The sequence below is a fragment of the Saccharospirillum mangrovi genome (assembly GCF_003367315.1).
Taxonomy (GTDB): Bacteria; Pseudomonadota; Gammaproteobacteria; order Pseudomonadales; family Natronospirillaceae; genus Saccharospirillum; species Saccharospirillum mangrovi.
Window position 1 is genome coordinate 2,860,763 of the sequence record NZ_CP031415.1, and the last position, 18,918, is coordinate 2,879,680.

An 18,918-nucleotide genomic window follows, 5' to 3' on the forward strand; every position below is an offset into this window, starting at 1 on the left:
TATTCCAACCATCGGCCTGGCGGGCCAATGGCGATCGGGCGTTGCAGTATACCAACTTTGCCGACAACCGGCCTGCAACAGTCGCGAACATCGGCATTTTGAATGGCTCAGACGTTAACCAGCACCCGTCGGAATGTCAGGCTCAACCGAGCGTCAGCCTGGGCGCGTTTGGGTACGCTGTGTTGCCAGTGGTGTTGCAGTGCGCCGCTCATCAGCAACAAATCGCCTTCGCCCAGGGCGACCGTCAATGTCTGTTTGTGGTTCGCGTTGCGACGCAATCGGAAATCGCGCCGCGCGCCCAGCGACAGGCTCGCCACCGGCGGGTTCGCACCCAATTCGGTTTCGTTATCGGCGTGCCAGCCCATGCGGTCGTCACCGCTGCGGTACCAGTTGGCGAGTACGGCGTTGAAGGCGATATCGGTGGTTGCGCACACCGCATCGATCAGCGGCCGCAGGCTGTCGGGCCAACCGTCGGCCACCAACGTCTGCCCGCTGTAGCGATAACGCACGCCCGGTGCGCCGAACCAACTTTCCAGCCGCGGTGTTAAATGTTCGCGGCCGTACACACGCACCCGGCCCTGGCGCCAATCGAGTTCGGTCTGCAAACGTTGCTGCCAGGACTCGGCGTCAGCGCACCAATTCCGGTACACTTGCAGCCGTCCGCTGTCATCATCGAATAAGGTTTCACCGAACGTCATGGCTACCTCCGCCGCAAGCGCCCAACAGTGGCTCACCGAACAAAAACCCGACCGCGCCGCCATCGAAGAGGTGATCGGTAAGTTGGAAAAACGCATCGAGCAGTATCAGGAAGAAGACCCGGCGCTGGCCGGTTCCGTCGATGCGCTGGTGTTGTTGCAGGATCATCTGGAGCAATTGGATGCGCCGGCGGCCGAAACCGATGCACCGCCAGCCAACCTCGATACCTCAGCCCTGATTCCCGATGCCGATCCGGTGCAACTGGAAGACGATGTAAAACGTCGCGCCTTTGAGGCGCTGAAAAACCAGTTCAAGGATTTATAAGCGCCGTTCATTCCAGCTCGCGTGTTTGCATCCAGTTGCGCAACTCGGCGATGTCGCGATTAGCATGACGCACACCGTCGCCCGCCAGAATGCGCAACTGCGCATCGACGCTGTGATTCAGCATCAGTTGATCCAGCGTAATCACCAGCGACTGGTGCCACAGCATGGCGTTCGCGAACACCCAGTTTTCATCACCCTCTACAACAAAGTCACCGCGTTGCTGGGCGTATTCGTCGAGCGCAGTCTGGTAAGCCTGACGAATGACGTCGGCGTCTGCACCCAGGTCCGGGGTGTCGTATCGTTCCAGCCAGGTATTTAAAGCGTCGATGTCGTCGTTGAGTTGCTGCGCCAGGCGTTCGACCGCGTGTGTAAAAGTCGGGTCGTCGGTCTGCGCCAAAACCGTTTTGATCATCGGCAAGGCTGCGCTTTGATGCGCCACCATCAGATGCGCGAAATCGACATCCGGATCGCCGCTCACAGTTACCTCAAATACCGCCGACATCAGTTGCTCACGGGCCTGCATAAAGTCGTTGTCCGGCGATTGCGACGCCGCCATGGCTGACATCAACACGCTCATCAAAGCCAATGCCACTGTGCTTCGGTGCATTGTTGCCATCATCCGTTACCTCCTACTTGTTACCGCTTTGAATCGACATTGTACCGGATGGGCACCACCGTTCCGATGCGAGTCGGGTCACGAATTTTATGAACACAATTTCGCTGCCATAAAATTGTCAACGCCATGCAACAAAAGCCCCCTAGGGTGATTCGCGCTTTATTCGGGTTGTCACTGAGGCAGTCGTTACCAGCCGGCCAGCCAACCAATTTGCGCTCACCGTCCAACTAGCGGGAAACACAGTCGTTATGAAAAAGACCCTCATTGCATTGTCCGTCGGCGCCTTGGCGATCAGCCAGGTACAGGCGGCAACAGACATCACTTTCTGGCACGCCATGGGTGGCGAACTGGGTGAAAAAGTTGACCAGATCGTTGCCGACTTCAACGCTTCTCAGAACGACGTCGTCGTTCACGCCAGCTACCGCGGCAACTACAGCGAAACCATGACCGGCGCCATCGCCGCCTTCCGTTCTGGCGAGCAGCCGGACATCGTGCAGGTTTATGAAGTGGGCACCGCCACCATGATGGCCGCCGAAGGCGCCGTTTACCCGGCCTACCAACTGATGAACCAGTACAGCGACGGCTTCGATCAAAGCGCCTACCTGAGCACCGTCACCGGCTACTACGCCGATGCCAACGGCAACATGCTGTCCATGCCGTTCAACAGTTCAACGCCGGTGCTGTATTACAACAAAGACGCGTTCGCCGCCGCCGGTCTGCCGGACCGTGGCCCGAAAACCTGGGAAGAAATGGGTGAATTTGGTCAGGCCATTCTGGATGCCGGTTACGACTGTGGTTTCACCACCGCCTGGCAATCCTGGATTCAACTGGAAAACCTGTCCGCCCGTCACAACGTTCCTTTCGCCACCAACGACGACGGCTTCACCGGCCTGGACACTCAGGTTGTCTTTAACGACGACCTGCAAATCGCCCACATTGAACAGTTGGCGAAATGGAACGAAAACGGTTTGTTCAGCTATTCCGGTCGTACCAGTGAAGGCGCTGCCCGCTTCTACAGCGGCGAGTGCCCGATGATCACCGCCTCCTCTGCCAGCTACGCCGGTGTGCGCGCCAACGCCAGTTTCAACTTTGGCGTCAGCGAACTGCCGTACTGGGCGAGCAAAATCGACACCCCGCAAAACACCATCATCGGTGGTGCAACACTGTGGACACTGCGCGGCCACGATGAATCACACTACCCGGCCGTTGCGCGTTTCTTTGAATACCTCTCTCAGCCGGAAGTTCAGGCCGACTGGCACCAGTTCTCTGGTTACCTGCCGATCACTTACGCGGCGGTTGAGCTGACCAAAGAACAAGGTTTCTACGCCAACAACCCCGGTACCGATGTTGCCATCAACCAGATGACAGCGGTTGAGCCGACGGCAAACTCTCGCGGTCTGCGTCTGGGTAACTTCCCGCAAATTCGCGACATCATCGACGAAGAACTGGAATCGGTGTGGAACGGTGACGCCACTGCCAAGCAGGCACTGGATCGCGCCGCTCGCCGCAGCAACCAGCAACTGCGTCGTTTCGAACGCGCCAATCGCTGAAGCGTGGGCTCTACGGTTAGAGGAAACTCTGGCCGTTTTTCGTGCACGGTCGGGTTTCCGACCGTGCTTTTTCGCTGCTAACGGCCCAGGTTTTTCACCATGCACGACAAGTCTGTTTTCCGACATCGGCTGCTGCCTTATCTGCTGGTGGCGCCACAGTTGATCATCACTTTGGTATTTTTTATCTGGCCCGCCGGCCAGGCGTTTTATCAATCCTTTCGCGTTGAAGATGCGTTCGGTTTCAGCACCGAATTCGTCTGGTTCGAAAATTTTATTTATCTGCTATCCGAACCCGAATACTGGACTTCCGTTCGTGTTACCGCAGTCTTCAGTGGCCTGGTTGCCGTCAGCGGTATGGCACTGGCGCTGTTGCTTGCCGTTATGGCTGATAAAGTCGTGCGCGCTGGCCGGTTTTACCAAACCATGTTGATCTGGCCCTATGCCGTGGCACCGGTTGTAGCCGCCATTCTTTGGGTGATGCTGCTCAATCCCAGCATCGGCATCATCACTTACTGGCTGAGCAAACTGGGCTATCAATGGAATTATGTTGCCAACTCTGGCCAGGCCATGACGCTGGTGGTCATCGCCTCGGTCTGGAAACAAATCAGCTATAACTTCATCTTCTTTATTGCCGGCCTGCAGGCGATACCGCGTTCGTTAATTGAAGCGGCCGCCATCGACGGTGCGCGTCCGTTCCGACGCTTCTGGCAAATCGTCTTTCCGCTGTTATCGCCCACCGCTTTTTTCCTGCTGGTGGTGAATGTGGTCTACGCCTTCTTTGACACCTTCGCGATCATTCATGCCACCACGCAAGGCGGCCCGGGTAACACCACAAAAACGCTGGTGTACAAAGTCTACAGCGATGGTTTTGTCGGCCTCGACCTCGGTTCTTCGTCCGCGCAATCGGTACTGCTGATGATCATGGTCATCGCTCTTACGGTGGTGCAATTCCGTTACGTCGAAAAAAGGGTGCAATACTGATGGTTGAAAACAGACCCTGGCTGACGCTGCTGCGTCATCTGATTTTGCTGCTCGGTATTTTTATCATCGGCTTGCCGATCTGGGTGGCTCTGGTTGCGGCTACGCATCCGGCCAGCGATTTTGTTTCCGGCATTCTGCCGCTGTGGTTTGGTGACCAAGGCTGGGACAACCTGAAAACCGCGCTGTTCAATGAAGTCGGTTTGGGGGTTTCGGTATCGGCATCGCGCATGTTGTGGAACAGTTTTGTGATGGCGATGGTGATTGCCGTCGGCAAGATCATCATTTCCATGATGTCGGCTTACGCCATCGTGTACTTCCGCTTTCCGCTGCGGCGCACCTGTTTCTGGTTAATCTTCATTACGCTGATGTTACCGGTGGAAGTGCGCATCCTGCCCACCTATGAAGTGGTCTCCAATCTGGGCATGTTGAACAGCTACGCCGGTCTCACCATTCCGTTGATTGCCAGCGCCACCGCCACGTTTTTGTTCCGGCAATTTTTTATGTCGGTACCGGATTCGTTGCTCGAAGCCGCCCGGATGGACGGCGCCGGCCCCATCCGTTTTTTCAAAGACATTCTGTTGCCGCTGTCGACCAACAACATAGCGGCCTTGTTCGTCATTCTGTTTATTTATGGTTGGAATCAATACCTGTGGCCGCTGTTGGTCACCACCGATGACCAGTACTACACCATCGTCATGGCCATTAAACGGCTGATGGCATCCGACAACGGCGTGGTGCCCTGGAACCTCATTATGACCACCACCATTCTGGCGATGCTGCCACCGGTTCTGGTCGTGCTGATTATGCAAAAACTCTTTGTCAAAGGCCTGATCGAGCAGGAAAAGTAAGGGGACATTGTGGCCAATTTATCGCTGAAGAATCTGAACAAAACGTACGCCAACGGTTTCACCGCTGTACACGATTTAAACCTGGATATTGTTGACGGTGAATTTCTGGTGTTGGTCGGTCCATCCGGCTGCGGCAAGTCAACCACGCTGCGCATGGTTGCCGGTCTGGAACGCATCAGTTCCGGCGATCTGCACATTGGTGATCAACGCGTCAACGAGCTGGAACCGGCAGACCGCGACATCGCCATGGTGTTCCAGAATTACGCGCTGTATCCGCACATGACCGTCTTTAAAAACATGGCGTATGGTCTGAAAAATCGCGGTGAGAAACGCGTCGATATTGAACAGAAAGTTCGCGACGCCGCCCGCACGCTCGACATCGAACATTTGCTCGATTCCAAGCCGGCGCAGTTGTCAGGCGGGCAACGCCAGCGCGTCGCTATGGGTCGCGCCATCGTGCGCAGCCCGCAGGTATTTTTGTTCGACGAACCGCTGTCGAATCTGGACGCTAAACTGCGTGTGCAGATGCGTATTGAAATCAAGCGGCTGCAACAACGTTTCGGCACCACGGCAATCTATGTGACACACGACCAAGTTGAAGCCATGACTCTGGCCGACCGTCTGGTGGTAATGAACGGTGGCAAAGTCGAACAGGTCGGCCCGCCGATTGAGCTCTACGAAAAACCAGCCAGCCGTTTTGTCGCAGGTTTTATCGGCTCGCCGTCGATGAATTTTCTGAACGTTCAACTGGAAGGCGGGCGAACGCTGGTGTTGCCGAACGGTCAGCGCGTTGAGCTGCCCGACGCGGTGAATCACAGCGGCGAGGTGGTGCTCGGTTTCCGGCCGGAACATCTGGAGAGCTGTTCGCCAGAGCAATCCGACTTTACACTGAGCGTCGAAATCGTCGAGCCGCTGGGCGCCGATACGCTGCTGTACGGCAACTTTCCAAACACCGACGTTCTGGTGCTGGCCGAGCAATCCGGCAAAGCCCACTTTCACGGCGGCGAGTCGCTGCCGTTACGTTTCGACCGCCAGCGGCTGCACCTGTTCGATCCTCACTCGGAGCTGAGAATTGTATGATCGCCAGTCCCATCATTGGTCACCGTGGCTGCGCGCGCCGCGCGCCTGAAAACTCCCTTGCGGCCATGACATTCAGCCGTGACATCGGTCTGGACTGGGTGGAAATCGACGCCAACCTGCTCGGCGACGGTACTGCCGTTATGTTTCACGACAGCACCCTGAACCGCCTGACACCGGCCAAAGGCAAGTTGACCAAACAAACCTGGGCCACCGTCAAGGATCTGGATGTGGGCAGCCATTTCAGCGCCGATTTTCAGGCCGAACGCCTGCCGAGTCTGGAGCAGGCGCTGATTCATATCCGCGATCTGGGCCTGGGTCTGAACCTGGAAATCAAACACTACCCGGATGTCAGCATCGAACACATCACCGATGCCTGCATTGCCGCATTGGACCAGCATTGGCGCGATTTCGACCGGCTATTGCTGTCGAGTTTCAACGGTGAAATCCTGGCGCGGCTGCACCAGGCCCGGCCAAACTGGTTACTCGGCCATTTGTGGGAACGGCTGCCGGACAACTGGCTGGAGGTCGCCCGCATTCTGGACCTGGCGAGCGTCAATCTGGACCACAAAACCTTAACTCAGGCTCAGGCGGAAGCCATCAAAACGGCCGGCTACGATCTATACTGCTACACCGTGAATGATCGCGCCGCCGCCGTTCGGCTGTGGGACTGGGGCGTCGATGGCGTGTTCACCGACGACCCGGCGCTGATTTCACCCGCGCCCTGAATCATCGCGGTTCCATTCGAAAACAGCCGCTCATTGCGGCATAATGCGTGGGTTCACTGTCCCTTCGTCACACCGACTTTTGAGGCAACCAACGTCAACATGCACCGTTTGGATCGACCACTCATCGCCGCTTTGTTGACCCCTGCTGCTGTCTCACAGAATCGCCGCCCTACCCGACACCCCGTTTTCGAGGGCCGCCAGCCATGATGGTATTAATCGAATTGGCTGGCGCCGTTGCGCTGTTGCTGTGGGGCATTCGCATGGTGCAAACCGGCTTTGCCCGCCTGCTTGGCAATCGACTGGAACGGCTGCTGCGACGCACCACCAGCAATCGCAGCAAGGCGTTTATCACCGGCGCCATGACCGCCTTCATGTTGCAATCGTCCACGGCGGTAATCTTGATGGTCGCCGCGTTCAGCGCCACCGGCATGCTGACGTTGTTTGCCGCTCTGGCGACGGTGCTGGGTGCCGAATTCGGTGCCAGTGTTGCGGCCGTGTTGTTGAACATGGATCTGGAAAAACTGAGCCTGCCGGTCATCCTGCTCGGCGTCATCAGTTTCAAACTCGATTATTCACGCGCCTGGAAACACAGCGGTCGGATTTTAATCGGTCTGGGCCTGGTGCTGCTGTCGCTCGATCTCATCGGCGACGTTACCTATTTATTGCGCTCGTCCGATGTCTTTTTGTTGATCAGTAACAAGGTCGAAAGCGACGTCGCCCTGGCGATTACCCTGATGGGCCTGTTCACCTGGATGATTCATTCCACGCTGGCGGCGGTGCTGATCATTGCGCAGTTTGTGCAGGACGGCACCATCACCATGAACGCCGGTTTTTATCTGCTGCTGGGTGCTAACCTCGGTGGCGCTTTGCCGGCGTTGGTCAGCGGTTGGTCGCTGTCAGACTCCGGTCGGCAAGTGGTGGTGGGCAATTTAATTTTCCGCTTTTTTGCCGTGGCCCTGGGGTTGATCGCCCTGCTGCTGGGGGGCGATTTAATTCAACAGTTATTGCCCGAACGTGCGTTGGGCATTGTGATCGCGCATTCCAGTTTGAACCTCGCCAACGGCCTGTTGTTACTCGCGATATTGCCATTGCTGTTGCCGCTGTTTATGCAGGCCCGCAACACCTCGGCCGATAATGATTTATCGCAGCAACAAGACCGGCCCATTTATTTATCGATCGAAGACATTGGCAACCCCGGCCGCGCACTCGCCAATGCCCGCAACGAAGCGCTGCACATTGCCGAGCTGGTGTACCGCATGTTGAACAACGCCCTCGATGCGTTCGACGACCGCGAGCTGGTCAAACAGATTGCCGATCTGGACGACGACATCGATGCGCTGCACCGCGAGGCGCTGAATTACGTCTTGTCGATTGAAGACACCGGACAGCAGCAACAGCACCGCGAATTGATCAGTTTTATGACCAACCTGGAACACATCGGCGACATCATTGATGAAAGTCTGATGCACCTGGCGCGCAACAAACTGCGTGAGGGCGTGCGCTTTGATGACGACCAGACCAAGGTGGTCAATCAATTGCACGATGAGTTGGTGGACGCCTTCCGTCTGTCACAGGCGGTGTTCACCAGCGACAGTGCGGAACTGGCACAGGAATTGTTGGATGTAAAACGAAAGTATCGGCAAAACGTTCTGGAAGCGCGGCAACATCACCTGGATGAATTAGGCGGGCACCACAGTGAAAACCTGCTCAGCACACAGATTTTTATCGACGTGCTGCGCGACTTGCAGCGCATCTGTTCACACCTCACGGCAGTCGCCTATCCGGTATTGCAGCGGCGCCACAATTGACGCCGCCATCTGATGCATCATGGAATTGATGTCAGTCACCGTTGAAGAAATCTGATTCAGGGATTCAGCCGCATTTTCAATGCGCGCCACCGCTTCGTCGGATGCCTGCCGGCCTTCTTCCGACACCTGCTCCGCCGTCGGGATCGTCACCCTCTTCGCAAAAAAACACTGATTCGTCAGTCCCACTGCGGCGCGAAACCCGGACTGACCAGATGCCGGCCACGGTCGAGTTGGCCGATGCGCGCCATCTCGGCGTCACTCAATTGCACCGTCATGGCATCGAGGTTGGCTTGCAGATGGTCGCGCTTGCTTGATGCGGGTATCGGCACGATATTGCGCTGGTGCAGCCAGGCCAGCGCCACCTGCGCCGGGCTGATCTGGTGCGCCTGGGCAATGTCGTTCAACGTTGCATCCTGCATCACCTGACCAATCGCCAGTGGCACATAGGCGGTAACGGCAATGCCATGCTGCTGGCAATGTTCCACCACGGCGTTGTTGTGCATAAACGGATGCACCTCAATCTGATTGGTCAGCAATTCGCCCTCGCCCAGAACGCCAACCGCCTGATCAATCAGCGCCCGAGTGAAATTGGACACACCGATATGGCGGGTTTTACCGCTGTCGCGCAACGCCTTCAGGGCGGGCAGATAATCGGCCATCGGCACCGCATCGCCATAGGGTGGCCAATGCACCAACAGCAGATCGACGTAATCGGTACCCAGCCGTTTCAGGCTGGCATTGAGACTCGCCCGCATCGCCTCCGGCGCCAAATCGGTGTGCCACACCTTGGTGGTAATAAACAGATCACCGCGATCAATTCCGCTCGCGGCCATAGCCGCACCAACATCGCTTTCATTGTTGTACAGCACGGCGGTATCGAGATGCCGGTAACCCAGTTCCAAAGCGGTCAACATAGCCTGACGCCCGGAAGCGCCAGTGAGACGATAGGTGCCCATACCGGGCACGGGTAAAGTGGCGTGAGGCATGGTGAACTCCCGGGTTGGATAGACGGTTGACTGAATGACGGGCTGGAGAACAGATGACAATCAGCCCAGCGCTGTAATCACTATAAAGGTGGGGGTTGGAAGTTGCAGCCATGCAACTGCGCTATTACTACGAAAAATCTGTGCCCGAGAAATTGAGATTTACTGCATCAATAATAATCGCCTTAACTTAACGGCTGTTTGCAAAAAAAGCCCCAGCCGAAGCTGGGGCGAGACGCACGAAATGCGATGCAATGACGGATCAGTAAGCCGCGTCCGGCTCGTAAAACTCGTCTGCGTTTTCTTCGGTAATCAGGTCGGCTGCCAGAATCAGGCGCGATGGTACACCGTGGTACATATCTCCCAGGTGTTGACCCATCAGGCCAGTCAGCGCAACCGCCATGCCCGAGGCAATCATGTTCGGCGGATACGTAACGGTACCGGAAACAATGGAATCGCCTTGGCGAATCATGCCGATCACGTCTTTGGAACCGCCGCCGCCGACCAACACTTTGATGTCGGTACGACCGGATTCACGAATTGCCTGATACACGCCTTTGAGAGCGTCGTCGTCACCAGCCCAAACACCATCAATGTGCGGATAGCGCGCCAGCATGTCTTCCATCACGTTGAGCGACGTTTGCGGGTTCCACTCACCGGATTGTGAGTCGAGAATTTCCATGCCGGAATGGCGTGACAATTCATCGCGGAACGCATTCACCCGTTGCGCGTTGATCGGAATGGACGGGCCTTCGATGATCACCACCTTGCCTTTTTCGTCCAACGCATCGGCCATATAAATGGCGGCTTGTTCACCCATGCCCGGGTTATCACCCGCGAGGAACACATCCTGTGTCGGAGTATCCAATTCGCGGTCGACCACGACGGTGTAAATGCCTTCGTGATAGGCCTCGGCAATCACTTGCTGCAAGGTCGCCGGGTTGGTTGGCAGAATCACCAGGGCGTCGATGCGACGCACCATCAGATCTTCCACATCGCCCACTTGAGCGGTGCCGGAATTGGCCGCCAAGACGGTGAACTCAACGTTCGGGTATTTATCGTTCAGTTCGTCGGCGGCTTTGTTTGCCCACCACAGCAAACCGGCGGTCCAACCGTGGTCGGCCGACGGCACGCTGACGCCAATGTGATAATTTTCTTCGCCGAGCGCGAGGAACGGCACGGTAGATAAGGTTGCGGCAATCGCCACTCGCTTGAGCCAAAGGTTCAGTTTCATGGTTATTTCCTGTCGTTCGCTTGTTGTTGTTATTCGTTCCGCTGGCGCGGAACGCCGGTCCGAGGTCAAACAACCCGCCTCGGGTTTTACTGACTGCGTTTGTATTGCATCAATACCGCGATCAGGATGACCGCGCCTTTCACCAGTCCCTGTAAGTAGGGCGACACGCCGAGCAAATTCAGCATGTTGTTGATGATGCCGAGAATCAGCGCACCGATAACGGTGCCCCAGATGCTGCCGCGACCGCCGGCCAGACTGGTGCCACCAATCACCACAGCGGCGATGGCATCAAGTTCATACAGCACACCGGCGTCCGATGGGCTGATCGAATTCAAACGGGAGCTGAGCATGATGGCGGCCAGGCCAACACAGGCACCGGCGATGACAAAGCTGAACAACACCACGGTGCGCACCCGAATTCCGGAATAGCGCGCCACCTGTTCGTTGGAGCCGACCGCACACAAATGCCGACCGTAAGGGGTGTGGAACAACAGCAGATGCGCCGCCGCCGCGAGAATAAAAAACGTCCAGACTGGAATCGGAATGCCGAGCCAATAGCCGCCACCAATTTCCGGGAACAATGCATTGCTCGACACCACTTCACCGGCGTCGGTGAGGTACAACGCCAGCGAGCGATAAATCGACATGGTGGCGAGCGTGGCAATGAATGCGGCGATGCGCCCGCGCGTGACCAATAAGCCGTTGACCAAACCGAAAAGCGCACCCACAACCAGCGCCGACGACATACCCACCAGCAACGCCAGCGTCGGATCGCCAACGGCATTAAGCACAAACAACAACAGCACGCCGACCAGAGCGACCATGGAACCGACCGACAAATCGATGCCGCCGCCGATGATCACAAAGGTCACACCGATGGCGATGATGCCGGTGTACGACACCTGACGCAGAATGTTGGTCAGGTTACGAGTGTTGAGAAAATATTCGCTCGCCAATGACGAAGCGATCAGCATGACGATTAACGCCAACAGCGGCGCGACAATGGTCATGTCGAACGGTAAACGTCGCCAGAAACTGACCAGACGTTGCGGGAAATTTTGAGCGGCTGTCATGAATTTACTCCGGCAGTGGTACGCGCACGAGCACCGGCGGCGTACAGCATGATGTCTTCTTCATTGATTTTTTCGTCGGTTAATTCCGCAGCGATGCGGCCTTCACGCACCACCAGAACGCGGTCGCACAAACCGATGATTTCTTCCAGCTCGGACGAGATCACCAGGATGGCGCGGCCTTCATCGGCCAGTTGACGAATCAGCCGATAGATTTCGCGTTTGGTGCCAACGTCGATGCCGCGCGTCGGTTCGTCGAGCATCAGAATCGTCGGTTCGATGTCGAGCAATTTGGCGAGATAAACCTTCTGTTGATTACCGCCGCTCAACTGGCCCACCGGCAGTTTCAAACTGGCGGCGCGGATGTTGAATGTCTGTTGATATTCTTCGGCGCGTTCACGTTCGCGGCGATGTGAAATCAAACCTTTCACGTAACGTTTCAAACTCAACAGGGTGATGTTTTCGATCAGATTAAAATTCAATACCAGGCCGCGGCCCTGGCGGTCTTCGGATAAATACGCCAGGCCTTTGCGGTGCGCCATATCGGGCGAACGCAAATCGCAGGCTTCGCCGTCGATAAAAATCTCACCAGCGCTGCGCGCCCGCAAACCCATAATGGCTTCGGCAATTTCGGTGCGACCGGAACCGACCAGGCCTGACAACCCGAGAATTTCGCCGTGCCGAACGCTGAAGCTGACGTCGTTAATTTCACCAGCGACGCTCAAGCCGGATACACGCAATGCGGGTTCATCGCCACCTTGTTCAGTGGCGGATTTTTTCGCTGGAAATACCTGCGACAATTCCCGGCCAACCATTTTGCGTGCCATGCTTTCTTCGTCGAGGTCGGCGGTATCGCACAACTCTACCGGCGATCCGTCACGCAGAATCAACAGTCGCTGACAGAGGTTTTTTACTTCTTTCAATTTGTGCGAAATAAACAGCACCGCCACGCCGCGTTGTTGCAACGCACGAACGACTTTAAACAACACCTCGACTTCGCGATCGGTCAAGACGGTGGTCGGTTCATCAAGAATCACCAGTCGCGCATCGTTCACCAACACTCGCGCCACTTCGACCATCTGTTTTTGCGCCACACTCAAATCGGCGATGCTGGCGCGCGGGTCCAAATCACAATCGAGCGTTGCTAAAACACGTTCAGTTTCAGCGCGCATTTTGGCGCGGTCGAGCCAGCCGTGGCGGCGTAATTCCTGACCGAGAAAGACGTTTTCGTAAACGCTGAGTGTCGGCACCAGATTGAATTCCTGTGGAATCATGGCGATGCCTAATTGACGTGCACGAATCGGGTCGAGCCGGTCGTAACGTCGGCCGTCAATTTCCAACTGGCCGACACTGGGCTGATACACACCGCTGATTAATTTCAACAGCGTGCTTTTGCCAGCGCCGTTTTCACCCAAAATGCCGAGCACTTCGCCAGGGCGAATATCAAGGTTGATGTCGCGTAACACCGTGACCGGACCAAAGCGTTTGCCCAGGCCGTGCAAGCGAATCGGGGCGTCGGTCATGCGGCACCTCCGAGCGGCGTCCAGGCGCCGTTGGCCTGGTTCGATTGCAAGGTGGCTTCAATAAAGCGCAAGCCATCGACGCCGGTGCTGTGGTCCGGTAACCAGCCGCCGTCGGCCTGGCCCGACACACCATCGGCCAGCGCCTGATACAGATTGGCGAAGCCTTCCAGATAACCTTCGGGATGGCCCGGCGGCAGGCGCACGCTGCGGCCGGCGTCGGCGCCAATGCGATCGGCGCGGCGGGTTAAACGTTGCGCCGCACCGTGCAGGGGTGCGAACCACAATTCATTCGGGTTTTCCTGCGCCCAGGCAAGCGATGCGGTCTCGCCGATCACTCGGATGCGCAAGGCATTTTCAAAACCCGGCGATGTCTGGCTGGCCCACAACATGCCTTTGGCGCCGCCTTCAAAACGCAGCAGGGCGTGCACGTTGTCATCCAACGTACGACCGGAAACCATGGCCGATAAATCGGCGCTGACGGCATTCAATTTCAAGCCGGAAATAAAACACGCCAACTGAAACGCATGGGTGCCGATGTCGCCCAAAGCACCGGCGGCACCGGCGCGTTTTGGGTCGAGCCGCCAGGCGGCTTGTTTGTTATCGGCATCCGGCACTTCGCTGAGCCAGTCCTGAACGTATTCCACCTGCACGCTGCGGATGCGACCGAGTTCGCCGCGCAGCACCAAATCACGCGCGTGCTGCACCAGCGGATAACCGCAATAGTTGTGCATCAACACCAACCGCGAGCGGCTGTTCTGCAAGCGCTTCGCCAGGTCTTCGGCTTCTTTGAGCGTGACCGTCATCGGCTTTTCGCACACCACGTCCAGGCCGGCTTCGATGCAGGCGCAGGCGATGTCGTAATGCGAATGATTGGGCGTGGTGATGGCAACCACCTGAGCGCCATCGGCGCGTTGCGCTTCGGCGTTTACCAGTTGCTGGTAGTCGTCGTAGCAACGGCTTGGGTCGAGCAACAATTCGGCGGCAGTCTGACGATTGGCCTCGGCCCGGGTGCTGAAAACACCCGCGACCAATTCGTAGCGGTCATCAAGCCGGGTGGCGAAGCGGTGCACGGCACCGATCATCGAGCCCGGCCCGCCGCCAATCATGGCCAGACGCAGGCGTGGAGAAGCAGTCATTTTTGTTCCCTGTTTTTTTGTCGTTGTTTTAGGTCAACACGGTTTAAATATTCGGCGATTTATTGGGCGCTTTTGTGCGCCTAAGACAGCCCGAGTAATTTTTTATTGGCGTCGGCATCGATGCCGCTGGCGGCAAAATCGTCAAACGCTTTATCGGTTACTTGAATGATGTGTTCGGCCACAAAGCGCGCGCCTTCAGTGGCACCTTGCACCGGATGCTTCAGCGCGCATTCCCATTCAATAACCGCCCAACCGGAAAAATCGTACTGCGCCAGGCGGGAAAAAATGCCGTTAAAATCCACCTGGCCGTCGCCGAGTGAGCGGAACCGGCCGGCGCGATCGATCCAGTTTTCATAACCGCCATACACGCCTTGCAACGCCGTCGGATTGAACTCGGCATCTTTGACGTGAAACATCTTGATGCGGTCTTTGAAATGATCGATGAACGCCAGATAGTCGAGTTGTTGCAGCACGAAATGCGACGGGTCAAACAGGATGCAGCAACGCGGATGGTGATCAACCGCCGCCAGAAAACGCTCAAACGTAGCGCCGTCGTGCAGGTCTTCACCGGGGTGAATTTCGTAACACAGATCGACACCGGCGGCATCGAACGCATCCAGAATCGGCTTCCAGCGCTTGGCTAATTCTTCAAAACCCGTCTCAACCAAACCGGCCGGCCGCTGCGGCCAGGGATACAAAAACGGCCACAACAGCGCGCCCGAAAACGTGGCGTGCGCGGTTAAACCCAGGTTCTGACTCGCCTTGGCTGCCAGCAATAATTGTTCAACCGCCCAGGCTTGACGCTGCGCCGGTTTGCCGCGCAGATGTTCCGGCGCAAAGCCATCAAACAAATTGTCATAGGCCGGATGCACCGCCACTAACTGACCTTGCAAATGCGTTGATAATTCGGTGATGACCAGGCCATGTTTTGCCAGCCGCGCCTGAATGTCGCGGCAGTAATCCAGATCAGTAGCGGCGCGTTCCAAATCGAAAAAGCGGGTGTCACCCGTCGGCATCTGCACGCCTTTGAAACCCAGGCTGGCGGCCCATTCGGCAATGCTGTCGAGGCTGTTGAACGGTGCTTCGTCGCTGATGTACTGAGCAAGAAAAAGGGCGGGACCCTGGATGGTTTTCATGGTGTCTGGCCTTGAATTTTTGTTGTTATGTAATGGATTACATTACAGCAAAGGCCATTCTGAGCGTCAATGCCGAGATTGAAAAAATTTTCACGCCGGCCTTAAGCCCAATTTATAAGGGGCTTACTCACAAACCCCCGGGGAAATCACGGGCATCGCCATCCGCGCTTATCGGCGGTTAATTTGTAAAATGTAACGGTTTACATTATGTTGCAGAGCGTCCGATGCGGCCCGCCGCCTCGTGGTATCATCGCTGCGATCCAATCGTTATCGCTTTAACGCATCATCGGATCAGCGACTCGAACAACCGTACAAGCAGACAGCCACCATGCCGACCATCAAAGACGTTGCCCTAGCCGCCGGCTGTTCCACCGCCACTGTGTCCCGCGCTTTGGCCGCACCGGAAAAAGTGACCGAAGCGACGCGTCTGCGCGTTGCGCAAGCCATCGCCGAAGTCGGTTATTCGCCCAACGTGGCCGCGCGCAATTTGCGCCGCAGCGAATCCAAAACCATCGTGGTGTTGCTGCCCGACATCGCCAATCCGTTCTTTTCTGAAATCATCGCCGGTCTGGAAGAAGTGGCGCACCGCGCCGGTTATCAGGTGCTGCTGGGCGATTGCGAAAACGACCCCAACCGCGCCCAGGCTTATTTCGATTTACTGCCGACCAACCAGGCCGACGGCATCATTCTGATGACGTCCAAAGTACCGCGTCCGCTGCTGCAACAACGCCGCGCGCAAACGCCGTTTCCGTTGGTCATGGCCTGTGAATACATTGACGATCTGTCATTGCCGACGGTGTGCATCGACAACCGCCTGGCCGCCGAACGCGCCGTAGAATATTTGTTGTCACTCGGCCATGAACGCATTGCCACCATCGCCGGGCCAAGCAATAACCCCATCTGTCGGGATCGCATTCAAGGCTTCGAGGCGGAGTTGCAACGCGCCGGTTTGAACCCGCGCACCGACTGGGTGGTTGAAGGCGATTTCAGCTTTCTGTCCGGTTATCAGCAAGGCCGCATTCTGCTCGACCGGCCGGCCGAAACGCGGCCGACGGCGGTGTTTTGTCACAGCGATGAAATGGCCATCGGCTTGCTGAAAGCGGCGCGCGATTTGAACGTCTCAGTGCCGGCCGAGGTGTCGGTCATCGGTTTCGACAACATCGGCTTCAGCGAATACTGCGAACCGGAACTGACCACCATCAGCCAGCCGCGCGACGACATTGGCCGCAGCGCCATGCGCCTGCTGCTGGACATCCTCGCGCAGCGCCAGGTGCCGATGCAGCAGACGCTCTCCACCCAGTTGATTGTGCGCGACAGCACCGCCCGCGCCCCGGCCTGACGCTCGCCCAGCGGAAAGCGGCGTTCCCGACCAACGGGCGCTGAGCTGCTAAACTGACCACTCATGGTTGCTGATCGAGACACCAGATGCAGCAGTGGTACCGGCCCTCAGTGATTATTTTGCTGTTTGCGATGCTTGGCCCCGTGCGGGCCGAACCGCCAGCGACCATTGTTTTGGCAATGGCCGAATTGCCTGGCGTCTACAGCGTCGACACTGAATCCGATCCGCCGCGACTGTCCGGTTCGATTGGCGAACTGCAAAATGTGTTATTCGATTCCCTGTCGGACGACTTTCAACTGCACCCCGTCGCCATGCTCGTACCGCGCCTGCTACGGGAACTGCAAACGCACGACAACGTCTGCACCGGCATTTTGTTTCGCACCCCGGAACGCGAAACTTACCTGTACTTTTCCCACCCCTACATCGTGATTCCAACGCCGCAAATTGCGCTGACCGAGCACGGCTGGAATCTGCTCGGCCGGCCCGACGACCTATCGTTGGCCGACTTGGTTCAGCACCCGCAGTTACAAGGCTTGAGAGTCGCCGACCGATCGTACGGCCCCTACGCCGACGCCCAATTGGACGCGGCCGTAAACCCGCCAATTGTGGTCACTGGCTCATCCAATGCCATGCGCATGCTGGCCGGTGGTCGGGCGGATTTTCTGATTGAATACCCGGTGGTCATCGCCAACACCCTGGGCGAGAAAACCGACGCTTTGCGCTTTGTCACCATCGAACACAGTGCGCCTTTTATCGACGTCGCCATCGCCTGTTCCCGCTCCGAACTGGGCGCTGCTTTCGTTGCGGCCGTTAATGAACGGCTGACGACGCTGGTCAACGACCCGCACTATCAGGCGCTAAATCTGGAGGTTGCGCCTAAGCAGATGCAACCCGGTCTGGCGCAGTTGTTTCAGCAAAAGATTTAGACACCCCGCCTTGAGTAAATGGGAACCCGTTGGCTGTCCATCTGATTAACAGTTGCTAAACTTCAGGCATCTCAACGTTGTCGGAAATCGCTGATGAGACCGCTGATCTGCGCAGGCCTCGCATTCGTGCTGTCCCTTTCCCCGCTGGCTCAGGCTGAAACTCGCATTATCTGGGCGGTCAGTGAACTCACCGGCCTGATCGGTCTGGATGAAACTGGCGCGCAGCCGGAACTGTCGGGGCTGGTTGGTGAATTGCAGCAACAGTTGCTGGCAACATTGCCGCAATACGACGTGCAACCGGTGTTGATGAGCGTGCCGCGCATGCAGCGTGAACTGCAAACACGCGACAACGTCTGTACCGGCATATTCCTGCGCACGCCCGAACGCGAAGCCTACCTGCACTATTCCCAACCTTATTTGCTGATTCCCATCCCGCAGATCGTGATGAGCCGGGTGGGTTGGGAACGCCTGGGCCAGCCGACGCAAATACCGCTGCAAGACTTACTGAGCAACGATCAGTTGAACGGCATTCGCGTGCCCAATCGCTCGTACGGCAACGCCATCGACAACGGCCTGAATCAGGCCAGTAATCTGACGCTGAACGTCACCAGTTCCACCAACGCCATTCGCATGCTGGCCGGAGGCCGCGCCGACTTTCTGATTGAATACCCGACGGTGATCGCGCAAACACTGGGCACCGCATCCGACCAACTGCATCTCGTCAGCATCGGCAACGCGGATCCGTTTTTGGAGGGTTACGTCAGTTGCAACCAATCGGCGTTAGGCGAGGCGTTTATTGCCGACGTCAACGAACAACTGCGTCGCTTAGTGTCTGACCCGGCCTACCGGGCAGTTAACGCTCAGCTCGCGCCGAGCCAGTTGCAGCCGCGACTGGCCGACGCCTATCAGCGCCGGGTGATCGGCGCCAACCGCTGAAACAGCG

At 57.1% G+C, this 18,918-nt stretch carries 19 protein-coding genes; 10 read left to right on the forward strand and 9 right to left on the reverse strand.

Annotated elements, in window-relative coordinates:
* Nucleotides 1-107: 107 nt before the first annotated feature.
* A complete protein-coding gene (locus DW349_RS13590; RefSeq protein WP_157954407.1) occupies nucleotides 108-698 on the reverse strand; it encodes an alpha-ketoglutarate-dependent dioxygenase AlkB family protein in 591 nt (196 codons plus the stop codon).
* Here DW349_RS13590 and DW349_RS13595 point away from each other — a divergent pair.
* Nucleotides 697-1,020: a hypothetical protein gene (locus DW349_RS13595; protein WP_157954408.1), complete on the forward strand. Its 324-nt coding sequence runs from the start codon at nucleotides 697-699 to the stop codon at nucleotides 1,018-1,020. The two genes, DW349_RS13590 and DW349_RS13595, sit on opposite strands and share 2 nt — an antisense overlap.
* A 7-nt stretch (nucleotides 1,021-1,027) precedes the next feature.
* Here the strand turns inward: DW349_RS13595 and DW349_RS13600 are convergent, their stop codons facing one another.
* The gene (locus tag DW349_RS13600) at nucleotides 1,028-1,627 is read right to left on the reverse strand and encodes a DUF305 domain-containing protein (protein WP_157954409.1); all 600 of its coding nucleotides are present in this window, start codon (nucleotides 1,625-1,627) and stop codon (nucleotides 1,028-1,030) included.
* 257 nt (nucleotides 1,628-1,884) lie between these two features.
* On the opposite strand from DW349_RS13600, the gene ugpB reads away from it, so the two are divergent.
* The 6 genes from ugpB (at nucleotide 1,885) to DW349_RS13630 (ending at nucleotide 8,628) form a co-directional block, all read left to right on the forward strand.
* Complete coding sequence (gene ugpB, locus DW349_RS13605; RefSeq protein WP_108126497.1) at nucleotides 1,885-3,186, forward strand: sn-glycerol-3-phosphate ABC transporter substrate-binding protein UgpB; 1,302 nt, start codon at nucleotides 1,885-1,887, stop codon at nucleotides 3,184-3,186.
* A gap of 99 nt (nucleotides 3,187-3,285) precedes the next feature.
* Nucleotides 3,286-4,167 carry a sn-glycerol-3-phosphate ABC transporter permease UgpA gene (ugpA, locus tag DW349_RS13610; RefSeq protein WP_108126498.1) on the forward strand — a complete coding sequence of 294 codons (882 nt, stop codon included), beginning with the start codon at nucleotides 3,286-3,288 and terminating at the stop codon, nucleotides 4,165-4,167.
* Nucleotides 4,167-5,015 carry a sn-glycerol-3-phosphate ABC transporter permease UgpE gene (ugpE, locus tag DW349_RS13615; RefSeq protein ID WP_108126499.1) on the forward strand — a complete coding sequence of 283 codons (849 nt, stop codon included), beginning with the start codon at nucleotides 4,167-4,169 and terminating at the stop codon, nucleotides 5,013-5,015. Before ugpA ends, ugpE begins: the two co-directional genes overlap by 1 nt.
* Before the next feature lie 9 nt (nucleotides 5,016-5,024).
* On the forward strand, nucleotides 5,025-6,095 hold the full coding sequence (locus tag DW349_RS13620) for an ABC transporter ATP-binding protein (protein WP_108126500.1): 1,071 nt from the start codon (nucleotides 5,025-5,027) through the stop codon (nucleotides 6,093-6,095).
* The gene (locus DW349_RS13625; protein ID WP_108126501.1) at nucleotides 6,092-6,820 is read left to right on the forward strand and encodes a glycerophosphodiester phosphodiesterase family protein; all 729 of its coding nucleotides are present in this window, start codon (nucleotides 6,092-6,094) and stop codon (nucleotides 6,818-6,820) included. The genes DW349_RS13620 and DW349_RS13625 overlap by 4 nt, the downstream gene beginning before the upstream one ends.
* A 203-nt stretch (nucleotides 6,821-7,023) precedes the next feature.
* Nucleotides 7,024-8,628, forward strand: a complete 1,605-nt coding sequence (locus tag DW349_RS13630) for a Na/Pi cotransporter family protein (protein WP_108126502.1) — start codon at nucleotides 7,024-7,026, stop codon at nucleotides 8,626-8,628.
* Here the strand turns inward: DW349_RS13630 and DW349_RS17395 are convergent.
* The 7 genes from DW349_RS17395 to DW349_RS13660 form a co-directional block, all read right to left on the reverse strand.
* Nucleotides 8,578-8,778, reverse strand: coding sequence for a hypothetical protein (locus DW349_RS17395; protein WP_157954410.1), 201 nt, complete (start codon nucleotides 8,776-8,778; stop codon nucleotides 8,578-8,580). The two genes, DW349_RS13630 and DW349_RS17395, sit on opposite strands and share 51 nt — an antisense overlap.
* Before the next feature lie 26 nt (nucleotides 8,779-8,804).
* Nucleotides 8,805-9,614: an aldo/keto reductase gene (locus DW349_RS13635; protein ID WP_108126503.1), complete on the reverse strand. Its 810-nt coding sequence runs from the start codon at nucleotides 9,612-9,614 to the stop codon at nucleotides 8,805-8,807.
* A gap of 259 nt (nucleotides 9,615-9,873) precedes the next feature.
* Nucleotides 9,874-10,845 (reverse strand): substrate-binding domain-containing protein, encoded by a 972-nt coding sequence (locus DW349_RS13640; protein WP_108126504.1) that lies wholly within the window; start codon nucleotides 10,843-10,845, stop codon nucleotides 9,874-9,876.
* 86 nt (nucleotides 10,846-10,931) lie between these two features.
* Complete coding sequence (locus tag DW349_RS13645; protein ID WP_108126505.1) at nucleotides 10,932-11,918, reverse strand: ABC transporter permease; 987 nt, start codon at nucleotides 11,916-11,918, stop codon at nucleotides 10,932-10,934.
* Entirely contained in the window at nucleotides 11,915-13,438 is a 1,524-nt protein-coding gene (locus DW349_RS13650) for a sugar ABC transporter ATP-binding protein (RefSeq protein ID WP_108126506.1), read from the reverse strand. The genes DW349_RS13645 and DW349_RS13650 overlap by 4 nt, the downstream gene beginning before the upstream one ends.
* Nucleotides 13,435-14,574 (reverse strand): Gfo/Idh/MocA family protein, encoded by a 1,140-nt coding sequence (locus DW349_RS13655; protein ID WP_108126507.1) that lies wholly within the window; start codon nucleotides 14,572-14,574, stop codon nucleotides 13,435-13,437. The genes DW349_RS13650 and DW349_RS13655 overlap by 4 nt, the downstream gene beginning before the upstream one ends.
* An 80-nt stretch (nucleotides 14,575-14,654) precedes the next feature.
* Complete coding sequence (locus DW349_RS13660; protein ID WP_108126508.1) at nucleotides 14,655-15,710, reverse strand: sugar phosphate isomerase/epimerase family protein; 1,056 nt, start codon at nucleotides 15,708-15,710, stop codon at nucleotides 14,655-14,657.
* Between the two features lie 328 nt (nucleotides 15,711-16,038).
* Here DW349_RS13660 and DW349_RS13665 point away from each other — a divergent pair, with 328 nt between their 5' ends.
* The 3 genes from DW349_RS13665 (at nucleotide 16,039) to DW349_RS13675 (ending at nucleotide 18,911) form a co-directional block, all read left to right on the forward strand.
* Nucleotides 16,039-17,049 carry a LacI family DNA-binding transcriptional regulator gene (locus tag DW349_RS13665; RefSeq protein WP_108126526.1) on the forward strand — a complete coding sequence of 337 codons (1,011 nt, stop codon included), beginning with the start codon at nucleotides 16,039-16,041 and terminating at the stop codon, nucleotides 17,047-17,049.
* Nucleotides 17,050-17,135: 86 nt separating this feature from the next.
* On the forward strand, nucleotides 17,136-17,975 hold the full coding sequence (locus tag DW349_RS13670; RefSeq protein WP_108126509.1) for a transporter substrate-binding domain-containing protein: 840 nt from the start codon (nucleotides 17,136-17,138) through the stop codon (nucleotides 17,973-17,975).
* Between the two features lie 126 nt (nucleotides 17,976-18,101).
* A complete protein-coding gene (locus tag DW349_RS13675) occupies nucleotides 18,102-18,911 on the forward strand; it encodes a transporter substrate-binding domain-containing protein (RefSeq protein WP_157954411.1) in 810 nt (269 codons plus the stop codon).
* Nucleotides 18,912-18,918 lie beyond the last annotated feature (7 nt).

Excerpts from the sequence above, each read along its gene's own strand:
- DW349_RS13655 (WP_108126507.1), bottom strand. The coding sequence starts at position 14,574 with ATGACTGCTTCTCCACGCCTGCGTCTGGCCATGATTGGCGGCGGGCCG.
- DW349_RS13600 (WP_157954409.1), bottom strand. The coding sequence starts at position 1,627 with ATGCACCGAAGCACAGTGGCATTGGCTTTGATGAGCGTGTTGATGTCA.
- DW349_RS13630 (WP_108126502.1), top strand. The coding sequence starts at position 7,024 with ATGATGGTATTAATCGAATTGGCTGGCGCCGTTGCGCTGTTGCTGTGG.
- DW349_RS13640 (WP_108126504.1), bottom strand. The coding sequence starts at position 10,845 with ATGAAACTGAACCTTTGGCTCAAGCGAGTGGCGATTGCCGCAACCTTA.
- DW349_RS13645 (WP_108126505.1), bottom strand. The coding sequence starts at position 11,918 with ATGACAGCCGCTCAAAATTTCCCGCAACGTCTGGTCAGTTTCTGGCGA.
- ugpB (WP_108126497.1), top strand. The coding sequence starts at position 1,885 with ATGAAAAAGACCCTCATTGCATTGTCCGTCGGCGCCTTGGCGATCAGC.
- DW349_RS13670 (WP_108126509.1), top strand. The coding sequence starts at position 17,136 with ATGCAGCAGTGGTACCGGCCCTCAGTGATTATTTTGCTGTTTGCGATG.
- DW349_RS13635 (WP_108126503.1), bottom strand. The coding sequence starts at position 9,614 with ATGCCTCACGCCACTTTACCCGTGCCCGGTATGGGCACCTATCGTCTC.
- DW349_RS13625 (WP_108126501.1), top strand. The coding sequence starts at position 6,092 with ATGATCGCCAGTCCCATCATTGGTCACCGTGGCTGCGCGCGCCGCGCG.
- DW349_RS13660 (WP_108126508.1), bottom strand. The coding sequence starts at position 15,710 with ATGAAAACCATCCAGGGTCCCGCCCTTTTTCTTGCTCAGTACATCAGC.
- DW349_RS13595 (WP_157954408.1), top strand. The coding sequence starts at position 697 with ATGGCTACCTCCGCCGCAAGCGCCCAACAGTGGCTCACCGAACAAAAA.
- DW349_RS13650 (WP_108126506.1), bottom strand. The coding sequence starts at position 13,438 with ATGACCGACGCCCCGATTCGCTTGCACGGCCTGGGCAAACGCTTTGGT.
- ugpE (WP_108126499.1), top strand. The coding sequence starts at position 4,167 with ATGGTTGAAAACAGACCCTGGCTGACGCTGCTGCGTCATCTGATTTTG.
- DW349_RS13590 (WP_157954407.1), bottom strand. The coding sequence starts at position 698 with ATGACGTTCGGTGAAACCTTATTCGATGATGACAGCGGACGGCTGCAA.
- ugpA (WP_108126498.1), top strand. The coding sequence starts at position 3,286 with ATGCACGACAAGTCTGTTTTCCGACATCGGCTGCTGCCTTATCTGCTG.
- DW349_RS13665 (WP_108126526.1), top strand. The coding sequence starts at position 16,039 with ATGCCGACCATCAAAGACGTTGCCCTAGCCGCCGGCTGTTCCACCGCC.